The sequence below is a fragment of the Stenotrophomonas sp. LC732 genome, from assembly GCF_052446685.1.
GTDB lineage: Bacteria > Pseudomonadota > Gammaproteobacteria > Xanthomonadales > Xanthomonadaceae > Stenotrophomonas > Stenotrophomonas muris.
Genome location: NZ_CP199214.1, coordinates 1,217,726 through 1,229,743, shown reverse-complemented (window position 1 = coordinate 1,229,743; position 12,018 = coordinate 1,217,726). Strand labels below are relative to the sequence as shown.

The window sequence follows — 12,018 nt, the reverse complement described above, 5'->3', positions numbered from 1 at the left end:
CGGGCGATGCTCAACGACATCAAGAACAACGCGCAGACGCGCATGGCCAAGAGCATCGACGCTCTGAAGCACACCCTCACCTCCATCCGGACCGGGCGTGCCACGCCTGCCCTGCTGGACCGCGTGACGGTCAGTGCCTATGGCAACGCCAGCACCCCGCTGAACCAGGTTGCCTCGATCTCCAACGCCGACGCGCACTCGCTGCTGGTCACGCCGTTCGACAAGGGCATGATCAAGGAGATCGAAAAGGGTCTCTACAACGCCGAGTTCACCCCGAACACCCTCGGCACCGCGATCCGCATCAACATGCCGCCGCCGACCGAAGAGCGCCGCAAGGAGCTGGCCAAGCAGGTGCAGAAGGAAGGTGAAGGCGCCAAGATCGCGATCCGCAACATCCGTCAGGACGCGAACAAGGAAATCGCCAAGCTGGTCAAGGACAAGGCGATCAGCGAAGACGAGAAGAAGCGCGGCGAAGACGACATCCAGAAGCTGACCGACGCCAACATCAAGGACGTCGACAAGGTCGTCGCCGACAAGGAAAAAGAACTGCTGTCGGTCTGAAGTCGATGCCTTCAGCCCCGCCTCCGTTACCGGCCGCCCTGCCCCGCCACATTGCCATCATCATGGATGGCAATGGGCGCTGGGCACAGCAGCGCCGTCGCCCCCGCGTGATCGGCCACCGTGCCGGCGCGCGCGCGGTCAACCGCACCATCGAGCGCTGCCTTGAACTGGGCATTCCGGCGCTGACCCTGTTCGCCTTCTCCAGCGAGAACTGGGGCCGGCCGCAGGAGGAAGTGGATGCATTGATGAAGCTGTTCCTCGGCGCGCTCGACCGCGAGGTGGACGAGCTGCACCGGCGCGGCGTGCGCGTACGCTTCATCGGCGAACGCGAGCGCTTCGGTGCCGGGCTGGTCAGCCGCATGCAGCTGGCCGAACAGCGCACCGCCGACAACACCACCCTGACCCTGTCGATCGCGGCCAGCTATGGCGGCCGCCAGGACATCGCCCGCGCTGCGCGCGCCCTGGCCGTCGAAGTGGCGGCCGGTCGCCTGTTGCCCGAGCAGATCGACGAATCGCTGCTGGGCAGCCAGGTCGCCCTTGCCGACCTGCCGCCGCCGGACCTGTTCATCCGCACCGGCGGCGACACCCGCATCAGCAATTTCCTGCTGTGGCAGCTGGCCTACACCGAGCTGTGGTTCACCGAGGCCCTGTGGCCGGACTTCGATGCCGGGCAGCTGCAGCAGGCGCTGGACGCCTATGCCGGCCGCGAGCGTCGTTTCGGCCTGACCAGCGCCCAGATTGCCGCACTGGCCACCGAGACTTCCAGCCCATGACCAAGACCCGAGTCCTCGCCGCGCTGATCATGGCGCCGGTTGCCATTGCGGCGATCCTGCTGCTGCCCACGCAATGGCTGGCCGCCGCCGCCGCTGCGGTGCTGCTGATCGGCCTGTGGGAATGGCTGAAGCTGGCCGGTATCGAAGACACCCTGGCACGCACCGTACTTCTGGTGCTGAACCTGCTGCTGATGGTGCTGCTGGTCTGGGCCGATGGCAGTACGCTGGTGCTGTTCCAGATAACCACGCTGGCCGGCGTTGCCTGGTGGCTGGCCGCGCTGGTCTGGCTGCGCTTCTTCAATTTCGGTGCACAGCCGTCGGCGCCCTCGCGCATCCTGAAGATGCTGGCCGGCACGCTTGCCATCGTGCCCGCCTGGGCCGCGCTGGTGCTGATCCATGCCGGTGGCGATCCGCCGGGCAAGCAGGGCCACCTGTGGCTGCTGGCTGCACTGGCACTGGTGTGGGCGGCCGACTCGGGCGCCTACTTCGCCGGCCGCCATTTCGGCAAGCACAAGCTGGCCCCGCGGATCAGCCCCAACAAGACCTGGGAAGGCCTGTTCGGCGGCCTGCTGGCCGGTGTCGCCGTGGCCGTCGGCCTGGGCTGGCTGGCCGGGATCGATACCGCACACCTGCCGGGCCTGCTGATCACCGCGGTCGTGGCCGTGTTCGCCTCGGTGCTGGGTGACCTGTTCGAGAGCCTCATCAAGCGCCACGCGGGCGCCAAGGATTCGGGCCACCTGATCCCGGGCCATGGCGGCGTGCTCGACCGGGTCGACGGCGTCCTCGCCGCCGTCCCGGTGTTCGCGCTGGGCAAGGAAATCTTCGGGTTCTGACCATGAATGCTGCTGCAGACCTGCGCCGGGTCGCCGTATTCGGCGCCACCGGCTCGATCGGTGCCTCCACGCTGGACGTGATCGCCCGCCACCCGCAGCGCTACCAGGCGACCGTGCTCGCCGCCGGACGCCAGGTGCAGGGGCTGCTGGCGTTGTGCCGCCAGCACAAGCCCGCGCACGCGGTGATCGCCGACGAATCGCTGTTCGCCGAACTGCGTGACGGCCTGCGCGACGCCGGACTGGCCACCGAAGCCCATGCCGGCCATGCCGCGCTGGACCAGCTGGCCGCCAGCGACGCCTGCGATACCGTGGTCGCGGCCATCGTCGGCGCTGCCGGCCTGTCCTCGACCCTGGCCGCGGCCGCCGCCGGCAAGCGCATCCTGCTGGCCAACAAGGAATCGCTGGTGCTGGCCGGCGAACTGCTGACCCGTACCGCCGAACGTGCCGGCGCCGAAATCATCCCGATCGACAGCGAACACAGCGCGATCTTCCAGTGCCTGCGCTCGCGCGACGCCAGCGTCGACGGCGCCGGCGTGCGCCGGATCCTGCTGACCGCCTCCGGCGGCCCGTTCCGTGGCCGCAGCCGCGCCGAACTGGCCCGGGTCACCCCGGCCCAGGCCGTTGCCCACCCGAAGTGGTCGATGGGACCGAAGATCTCGGTCGATTCGGCGACGTTGATGAACAAGGGCCTGGAAGTCATCGAGGCCCACCACCTGTTCGGCGTGCCCGGTGAACGCATCGAGGTGCTGGTGCACCCGCAGAGCCTGGTCCATTCGCTGGTCGAGTTCGTCGACGGCTCGACCCTGGCGCAGATGGGCCTGCCGGACATGCGCACCACCCTCGCCGTTGGCCTGGGCTGGCCACAGCGCATCGAATCAGGCGTGGCCGGGCTGGACCTGCTGGCCCAGGGCCGGCTGGATTTCGAGGCCCCGGACACCGACGCCTTCCCCTGCCTGGCCCTGGCCTGGCAGGCCATGCAGGCCGGCGGCACCGCACCGGCGGTGCTGAATGCTGCCAACGAGGAGGCGGTTTCAGCGTTTCTTCAGGGCCGGATCGGTTTCCTGACGATCCCGGCGCTGGTTGCTAACGCTCTTTCAACACTGCCGACGCAAGCAGCCGATACACTGGAGGTCCTGTTGTCCGCCGACCAGCGGGCACGCCAGCTCACCCTGAACGCCATCGACGCCGCCTGAACGACCGCCTCGCCCAGCATGACGCCGCCGCCCCTGCCCGCCACTGTGAGCCTGCATGACTGACTTCATCGGATCGGTCTGGTGGATGATTGTCAGCCTCGGGCTGCTGGTCACGTTCCACGAGTTCGGGCATTACTGGGTCGGGCGCCTGTGCGGGGTCAAGATCCTGCGTTTCTCGGTCGGCTTCGGCCGGCCGCTGTGGTCGCGCCGCGACCGGCATGGTACCGAGTTCGCCATCGCCGCCATTCCGCTGGGTGGCTACGTGAAGTTCCTCGACGAACGCGAGGTCGAAGTCCACCCGCACGAGCGCGGCCAGGCCTTCAACCACAAGACCGTCTGGCAGCGCATCGCGATCGTTGCCGCCGGCCCGATCGCCAACCTGCTGCTGTGCATCCTCCTGCTGTGGGCGATGTTCGTGATCGGCAAGCAGGACTACTCGCCCACCGTCGGCCGCGTCAGCGGCATCGCCGCCAGTGCCGGCCTGGCCAGCGGCGACCGCGTGCTGCGCGTGGACGACCGCCAGGTGGTCACCCTCGGCGAGGCCAGCATGGCACTGACCGCGGCCGCGATGGACCGCCGCGACGTGAAGCTGGAAGTGCTGGATACGGCCGACCAGGTGCGCACGCGCACCCTGCCGCTGTCGCAGCTGCCGGCGGGTTTCGATGAGCGGCGGGTGCCGATCCTGGCTGGCATGTACTGGCAGTCGTGGCTGCAGCCCGCGCTGGTCGAGTCGCTCACCGCGGACTCCGTGGTGGCCGGGCAACTGCAGCCGGGCGACCTGATCGTGGCCATTGACGGCCAGCGCATCGACGGCGCCGACCAGGTGATCGGCGAGATCCAGGCGCTGGGCCGTGCCGGTGGCCCGGGCATGATCGAGGTCCTGCGTGGCGGCGAGCGCCTGGCGCTGGAAGTGACGCCACGCAAGGGCCAGGACGCCAAGGGCGGCCCCACGTGGCAGATCGGCGTTCAGTTCCCGACCAAGTTCAGCCCCCCCTACGACACCCTCCTGCGCTACGGCCCCCTGGACTCGGTCACCGTCGCGGTACGCGAAACCGGCCGCCTGGCGGCCGACTCGCTGGGCATGATGGGCCGCATCGTCACCGGCAAGGCCTCGCTGCAGAACGTTTCCGGGCCGGTCACCATCGCCCGCGTGGCCAATGTCTCGGCCAAGCGCGGCCTCGACTGGTTCCTGCAGTTCCTTGCCCTGCTGTCCCTCAGCCTGTGCATCATCAACCTGCTGCCGATCCCGATCTTGGACGGCGGCCACCTGCTGTATTACCTTATCGAGTTGGTCAAGGGCAGCCCGCTGAGCGAGCGTGCCATCGCCGCCGGCCAATACATCGGCCTGGCGTTGCTGGCCGGGCTGATGGGGTTGGCGTTCTACAACGACATCCTCGGCCTGGTCCCGCGATGAACTTTTCCATGTTGTTGCCGTCTACAGCGTCGGCATCCCGCACCAATGAAATCGACCTTCCTACCGGACGTGACATGACGCGACTCCCCAATCGCCGCCTGCTGGCCCTCGCCCTCGCCGCCGTCACCGGCGCTCCCGCCCTGGCCCAGGCAGCCGAGCCCTTCACTGTCAGCGACATCCGCGTCGATGGCCTGCAGCGCATCAGCTCGGGCACGGTATTCACCTACCTGCCGGTGGAACGTGGCGAGACGGTCACCGACAACAAGGTCGGCGAGACGATCCGCGCCCTGTACAAGACCGGCTTCTTCGAAGACGTGCAGCTGGACCGCCAGGGCACGATCCTGGTGGTGACCGTCAAGGAACGTCCGGCGATCAACAAGCTGACCGTGACCGGCAACAAGGACATCAAGTCCGACCAGCTGCTCAAGGGCCTGTCCGACATCGGCCTGACCGAGGGCGGCACCTTCGATCGCCTGAGCCTGGACCGCGTGACCCAGGAACTGCGCCGCCAGTACAACGACCGTGGCAAATACAACGTCGACATCACCCCGACGGTGAGCCCGCTGGACCGCAACCGCGTGGACATCGCCATCGCCATCAAGGAAGGCAAGGCGGCCAAGATCCGCCACGTCAACCTGGTCGGCACCGAAAAGTTCGAGAGCAAGGACATCCTGGAGACCTGGGAGTCCAAGGAGCACAACTGGGCGTCGTGGTACCGCCGTGACGACCAGTACTCCAAGGAAAAGCTGTCCGGTGACCTGGAAAAGCTCAACTCCTGGTACCTGGACCGCGGCTACGTCGATTTCAGCATCGATTCCACCCAGGTCTCGATCAGCCCCGACAAGCGCGACATGTTCCTGACTGCGGGCGTGACCGAGGGTGCGCAGTACAAGATCTCCGAGATCAAGGTCAGCGGCGACACCATCCTCCCGCAGGAGGACGTCGAGCGCATGGTGATCCAGAAGTCCGGCGACACGTTCTCGCGTGCCCTGCTGGAATTCAGCTCGGACACCATCACCAATTCGCTGTCCAACATCGGCTACGCGTTCGCCAAGGTGAACCCGATCCCGACCACCAACCGCGCCGAGCAGACCGTCGCCATCAACATGCAGGTCGTGCCCGGCCCGCGCGTGTCGGTGCGCCGCATCCTGTTCCGTGGCAATACCCGCACCTCCGATGAGGTGATGCGCCGCGAAATGCGCCAGTTCGAGAACAGCTGGTACTCGCAGGCCGCGATCGACCGCTCCAAGATCCGCCTGCAGCGCCTGGGCTACTTCGAATCGGTGGAAGTGGAGACCCCGGCCGTCAGCGGCAGCAACGACCAGGTCGACGTCGTCTACAACGTCAAGGAAACCACCTCGGGCAGCTTCGTGTTCGGCCTGGGCTACTCGCAGTCCTACGGCATGACCACCTCGGTGCAGCTGTCGCAGAACAACTTCCTTGGCGGCGGCAACCGCGTGTCGGTCGAAGCCTCGCGCAGCAGCTACCTGCAGCGCTACGGCTTCAGCTACACCAACCCGTACTTCACCGATGACGGCGTGTCGCTGGGCTATAACCTGTCCTGGCGCGAACTGGACTACTCCGACTTCAATACCGCGCAGTACAACAGCACCAATGGTTCGGCGCAGGTGGTGTTCGGCGTGCCGCTGACCGAGACCGATACCGTCTCGCTGATGTTCGGCATCGACAGCAACCAGATCACCACCTACCAGGGCTCGACCCCGCAGTCGATCATCGACTACATCAACGCGGTCGGTAAGCGCACCTTCCACGCCTGGCGCACCGAGCTGGGCTGGGCGCGCGACTCGCGCAACGACTACTTCATGCCGACCCGCGGCACCTACCAGCGCGTCGGCCTGGAAACCACGCTGCCGGGTTCGACCATCGAGTACTACAAGCTGAACTACCAGATCAGCAAGTACTGGCCGATCATGCCGTCGCTGGTGATCAACACCCGCGCGGAAATCGGCTACGGCGATGCCTACGGCAACGACTACACCCGTACGCTGACCAATCCGGATGGCACCACCCGCACCGTCACCGCCAGCGGCCTGCCGTTCTTCGAGAACTTCTACGCCGGTGGCACCAATTCGGTGCGCGGCTTCGAGGACAACACCCTCGGCCCGCGCGAAGTCACCACCGGTTATCCGGAAGGCCAGCCGCTGGGTGGTTCGCTGAAGACCGTCGGTTCGGTCGAGGCCTACTTCCCGCGCCTGTTCGACAGCCCGTCGGCACGCGTGTCGGCCTTCGTCGACTTCGGCAACGTCTACAATGGCACCCAGAACTTCAAGGCCAACGAGCTGCGCGTGTCCACCGGCGTGGCCCTGCTGTGGCGCGCCCCGGTCGGCCCGATCTCGATCAGCTACGCCTTCCCGCTGAAGAAGGAAGACGATGACAAGATCGAGCGTCTGCAATTCACGTTCGGTGGCCAGTTCTGAGGAACGTTGTTCCTCAGAACTGATCCACCTCCGGTGAATTGCCCGCGCATTTCACCTATCCCCCGCGCCGCTGGCGCGCCCCCCTTAACAAAGGGGGGCTCTCCACCAGACGGGGTGCGAAGCGCCGGGCATTGCCCGGCGTTTTCGTTTTGCAGATGACACTGCACGGCACGGGCTTTTGGCCGCGCTCGCGGGAAATTGTCCAGAGGCGGCGGGTGGCCCTGGACAGGACCGTTGGCGCCATGGATGGCGCCATCGAGCACCATGGAGGGGGTTTTGCGTGTCCTGGCCAGGGCCACCCGCCGCCTCCCGCCCGTACCAGGCAGGCGCCAAGCCCTGCCCCCGCATGACCGAAATGGCGTCACACGTTAAACTCCCGCCGTGAATACTCCCACCTACACCGCCCAGCAACTCGCCGAGCAGTTCGGCCTGCAGGTCCATGGCGACCCCGCCACCGCCATCCATGGCGTGGCCACCCTCGCCCATGCCGGCCCTGGCCAGCTGACCTTCCTTGCCAACCCGCGCTACCGCGCCCAGCTGGCCGACAGCCAGGCCTCGCTGGTGGTCCTGCGTGCCGACGACGCCGAGGCCGCCCCGGGCACTGCGCTCGTCGCCAAGGACCCGTACACCGCGTTCGCCAAGATCGCCGCGCTGTTCGACATCGCGCCGACCCGCCCGCCGGGCATCCACCCCAGCGCCGTCATCGACCCCAGCGCCCAGGTGGCCGCCAGCGCCCATATCGGCCCGTTCGTTTCGGTCGGTGCGCGCAGCGTGGTCGGCGAGAACTGCATCATCGGCACCGGCAGCGTGATCGGCGAGGACTGCAGCCTGGATGCCGGATGTGAACTGATCGCCCGCGTGACCCTGGTCACCCGGGTCACGCTGGGCAAGCGCGTGCGCGTGCATCCCGGTGCCGTGCTCGGCGCCGACGGTTTCGGCCTGGCGATGGACGCTGGCAAGTGGATCAAGGTGCCGCAGCTCGGCGGCGTCCGCATCGGCGACGATTGCGAGATCGGTGCCAATACCTGCGTCGACCGCGGCGCGCTGGAAGACACCGTGCTGGACGAGGATGTGCGCCTGGACAACCTGGTGCAGATCGCCCACAACGTGCAGATCGGCGCGCATTCGGCCATCGCCGGCTGCACCGGCATCGCCGGCAGCGCCAAGATCGGCCGCTACTGCCTGCTTGGCGGCCACGTTGGCGTGGTCGGCCACCTCGAAATCTGTGACAAGGTCGTGATCACCGGCAAGTCGGTGGTCCGCAACTCCATCCATGAGCCAGGCGAGTACTCGTCCGGCACCCCGTTGACCGACAACCGCACGTGGCGCAAGAACGCCGCGCGCTTCAAGCAGCTGGACGCATTGGCTCGCCGCGTCCTGGCTGCTGGCAAGGAGAAAGAATGAACGATTCGCTGCAGCTTCCGATCGATGTCTGCCAGATCCAGGAACTGCTTCCGCACCGCTACCCGTTCCTGCTGGTGGACCGGGTGCTTGAACTCGACGTCGAGGCCAAGCGCATCCTGGCGCAGAAGAACGTCAGCATCAACGAGCCGTTCTTCCAGGGCCACTTCCCGGGCCGCCCGATCATGCCCGGCGTGCTGATCATCGAAGCGCTGGCGCAGGCCGGCGGCGTCATGACCCAGCTCACGCTCGGCCGCGATGCGCAGTCCAAGCTGTTCTACATGGTCAAGGTGGAAAACGCCCGCTTCAACAAGCAGGTCGTGCCCGGCGACGTGCTGATGCTGGACGTGCAGATGAAGCGCCTGATCCGCAACATGGGCTGGTACTACGGCGAAGCCAAGGTCAACGGCGAAGTCGTCGCGTCGGCCGAGGTCATGTGCGCCGGCGCCAAGGGCTGATCCACTGGAGGCAGCAATGACTGACAACGCACCGCGGATCCACCCCACCGCCGTCATCGATCCGGCCGCGCGCCTGGCCGACGATGTGCAGGTGGGCGCCTTCACCCTGATCGGCCCCGATGTTGAAATCGGCGCCGGCACGGTGGTGGGCCCCCATTGCAGCATCCACGGCCCGACCCGGATCGGCCGCGACAACCGCTTCGTCGGTCATGCCGCGATCGGTGGCGAGCCGCAGGACAAGAAGTTCGCCGGTGAGCGCACCGAACTGGTGATCGGCGACCGCAACGTGTTCCGCGAGTTCGTCACGCTCAACCGTGGCACCGGCGGCGGCGGCGGCATCACCACCATCGGCAACGACAACTGGATGCTGGCCTACACGCACGTGGCGCACGACTGCCATGTCGGCAATTTCTGCGTGTTCTCCAACAACACCACCCTGGCCGGCCACGTGACCGTGGGCGACTACGTGATCATCAGCGGCTTCGCCGGTGCCCACCAGTTCTGCCGCATCGGTGCGCATGCCTTCCTCGGCATGGGCGCGCTGACCAATGGCGATGTACCGCCGTTCACCATGGTCGGTACCGATTCGCTGGGCCGCCCGCGCGGCATCAACAGCGAAGGCCTGAAGCGCCGCGGCTTCGACGCCGACCGCATCTCGGCCATCAAGCGTGCCTACCGCACGCTGTACGTGGCCGGCCTGCCGTTGGCCGAAGCCAAGCAGCAGCTGACCGAACAGGCGCGTGACAGCAATGACGTGAAGGCCATGCTGGACTTCATCGAGCACGCCGAGAGGCCCTTGCTGCGATGAGCAGCACGACCGGCCAGGCGGCGGCCGGCGCCGCGGTGATTCCGTTGGCCTCGATGGCCGGCAGCGTTCCCGCACAGCGGGTGCTCAGCGAGCGCCCGTTGCGGATCGCGCTGGTTGCCGGCGAAGCATCCGGCGACCTGCTCGGTGCGGGCCTGGTGCGTGAACTGAAGGCGCGCTTCCCGAATGCCGAGTTCGCCGGCATTGGCGGCGATGCCATGCGCAGCGCCGGCTGCCAGACCTGGCACGATGCCAGCGAGCTGGCGGTGATGGGCCTGACCGAAGTGCTGCGCCACCTGCCGCGGCTGCTCAAGCTGCGCTCGGCGTTCCGCCAGCGCGCCCTGGAATGGCAGCCGGACGTGTTCATCGGCATCGACGCACCCGACTTCAACCTGGGCATCGAGCGCTGGCTGAAGCAACGCGGCGTGCGCACCGTGCATTACGTCAGTCCCTCGGTCTGGGCCTGGCGCGAGAAGCGCGCCGAGAAGATCGGCAGCAGCGCGGACCTGGTGCTGTGCCTGTTCCCGATGGAACCGCCGATCTATGCCAGGCACGGCATCGACGCACGCTTCGTCGGCCACCCGATGGCCGATGACATTCCGCTGCAGGGCAACCGCGAGGAAGCCCGTGCCGCGCTCGGGCTGCCGACCTCGGCCAAGGTGCTGGCGGTGTTGCCGGGCAGCCGCCTCGGCGAGATCTCGCGCCTGGGCGAACCCTTCTTCGAAGCCGCCTGGCAGGTCTCTGAACGCATTCCGGGCCTGCATGTGGTGGTGCCTGCCGCCAACCCGGCCTGCCGGCAGCTGATCGAAGAACAGCTGTCGCGCTCGGCGTTGCCGGTGGCCTACTCGCACGTGCTGGATGGCCAGGCGCGCAACGCGATGATCGCCGCCGACGTGGTGGTGCTGGCCTCCGGCACCGCGACCCTGGAAGCCATGCTGGTGAAGCGGCCGATGGTCGTCGGTTACCGCGTCAACGAACTGACCTATCGCCTGGTCAAGGCGCTGGGCCTGATCAAGGTCGACCGCTTCGCCCTGCCCAACATCCTGGCCGGCCAGGACCTGGCGCCGGAGCTGATGCAGCACGACTGCACGCCGGACAGGCTGGCCGCGGCCATCCAGCAATGGTTCGACCACCCGCAGCGGGTGATCGACCTGCAGGACACGTACGTGCGACTGCACGAGCGCCTGCGCCGCAATGCTTCGGCGCGTGCCGCCGATGCCGTCGGCGAACTGCTGATGCGCGACCAGGCGCAGGCATGAGCCGCCGTCACGCCGCAGCGGCCAGCCTGGCCCTGTTCGACGGCGCGACGGTGGTCGAGCCGGAACGCCTGGTCGCTGGCGTCGACGAGGCCGGACGTGGCCCGCTGGCCGGGCCGGTGGCGGTGGCGGCGGTGGTATTCGATCCGTCACGGCCACGCATCAACGGCCTGGACGATTCCAAGCAGTTGACGGCGGCCCGCCGCGAACAGCTGCATGACCGCATCATCGAGCGTGCCCTGGCCTGGCACGTGGTGCTGGTGGACGTGGACACCATCGACCGCCTGAACATCTACCAGGCCACCCTGCAGGGCATGCGTGACGTCGTTGCAGCGGTTGCCCATGTGGCCGGCTTCGCCCGCATCGATGGCAACGTGGTGCCCAAGGGCCTGGTGCTGCCGGCGCAGGCGCTGGTCGGCGGCGATGGCATCGACCGCGCGATCATGGCCGCCTCGATCCTGGCCAAGGTCTCGCGCGACCGTTACATGCAGGACGTGCATACCCGCCACCCGCAGTACGGCTTCGAACAGCACAAGGGCTATGGCACCCCGGCCCACCTGGCCGCCCTGCGCGAGCACGGCCCCTGCATGGAGCACCGGCGCAGCTTCGCCCCGGTGCGTGAGTGCCTGGGCCTGACGCAGGCGGCGGCCATCGCCTGAGCCTGCTGGAGTTGTAGAGCCGAGCCCATGCTCGGCTGCTGTGGACAGCCGAGCATGGGCTCGGCTCTACAGAAGGCGGCCTCCCGCACGCCTGAATCCGGCGCCACGCCGTGCCCCTGTCAAGCCTTGTGGCAACCCCCTGCCCTCGCTACCCTGACCGGGCATTCCAGCGCTTCCCGACCCCGGCGACGATCGTCCGTCAGCACCCGGGGCCCGCGCGCTCCAAC

At 67.4% G+C, this 12,018-nt stretch carries 11 protein-coding genes; all 11 read left to right on the top strand.

The annotated features are described in order from the left end of the window. Window positions 1-6 precede the first annotated feature (6 nt). Window positions 7-561 carry a ribosome recycling factor gene (gene frr / locus ACT6SE_RS05930; protein WP_014646499.1) on the top strand — a complete coding sequence of 185 codons (555 nt, stop codon included), beginning with the start codon at window positions 7-9 and terminating at the stop codon, window positions 559-561. A 5-nt stretch (window positions 562-566) separates the two neighbouring features. Next, a complete protein-coding gene (gene uppS / locus ACT6SE_RS05925) occupies window positions 567-1,334 on the top strand; it encodes a polyprenyl diphosphate synthase (protein ID WP_032956844.1) in 768 nt (255 codons plus the stop codon). Beyond that, window positions 1,331-2,167 carry a phosphatidate cytidylyltransferase gene (locus ACT6SE_RS05920; protein ID WP_014646497.1) on the top strand — a complete coding sequence of 279 codons (837 nt, stop codon included), beginning with the start codon at window positions 1,331-1,333 and terminating at the stop codon, window positions 2,165-2,167. Before uppS ends, ACT6SE_RS05920 begins: the two co-directional genes overlap by 4 nt. Window positions 2,168-2,169: 2 nt before the next feature. Continuing rightward, complete coding sequence (locus ACT6SE_RS05915; RefSeq protein WP_046429717.1) at window positions 2,170-3,360, top strand: 1-deoxy-D-xylulose-5-phosphate reductoisomerase; 1,191 nt, start codon at window positions 2,170-2,172, stop codon at window positions 3,358-3,360. A 55-nt stretch (window positions 3,361-3,415) separates the two neighbouring features. Next, complete coding sequence (gene rseP, locus ACT6SE_RS05910) at window positions 3,416-4,774, top strand: RIP metalloprotease RseP (RefSeq protein WP_014646495.1); 1,359 nt, start codon at window positions 3,416-3,418, stop codon at window positions 4,772-4,774. A 74-nt stretch (window positions 4,775-4,848) separates the two neighbouring features. After that, window positions 4,849-7,212 (top strand): outer membrane protein assembly factor BamA, encoded by a 2,364-nt coding sequence (gene bamA / locus ACT6SE_RS05905; RefSeq protein ID WP_014646494.1) that lies wholly within the window; start codon window positions 4,849-4,851, stop codon window positions 7,210-7,212. 381 nt (window positions 7,213-7,593) lie between these two features. Continuing rightward, window positions 7,594-8,616, top strand: a complete 1,023-nt coding sequence (gene lpxD, locus ACT6SE_RS05900; RefSeq protein WP_014646493.1) for a UDP-3-O-(3-hydroxymyristoyl)glucosamine N-acyltransferase — start codon at window positions 7,594-7,596, stop codon at window positions 8,614-8,616. Then, the gene (gene fabZ / locus ACT6SE_RS05895; protein ID WP_005415845.1) at window positions 8,613-9,071 is read left to right on the top strand and encodes a 3-hydroxyacyl-ACP dehydratase FabZ; all 459 of its coding nucleotides are present in this window, start codon (window positions 8,613-8,615) and stop codon (window positions 9,069-9,071) included. Before lpxD ends, fabZ begins: the two co-directional genes overlap by 4 nt. 16 nt (window positions 9,072-9,087) lie before the next feature. After that, on the top strand, window positions 9,088-9,879 hold the full coding sequence (gene lpxA, locus ACT6SE_RS05890; protein WP_014646492.1) for an acyl-ACP--UDP-N-acetylglucosamine O-acyltransferase: 792 nt from the start codon (window positions 9,088-9,090) through the stop codon (window positions 9,877-9,879). 53 nt (window positions 9,880-9,932) lie between these two features. Continuing rightward, window positions 9,933-11,135: a lipid-A-disaccharide synthase gene (gene lpxB / locus ACT6SE_RS05885; RefSeq protein WP_134967132.1), complete on the top strand. Its 1,203-nt coding sequence runs from the start codon at window positions 9,933-9,935 to the stop codon at window positions 11,133-11,135. Then, a complete protein-coding gene (locus ACT6SE_RS05880; protein ID WP_014646490.1) occupies window positions 11,132-11,791 on the top strand; it encodes a ribonuclease HII in 660 nt (219 codons plus the stop codon). The genes lpxB and ACT6SE_RS05880 overlap by 4 nt, the downstream gene beginning before the upstream one ends. Window positions 11,792-12,018 lie beyond the last annotated feature (227 nt).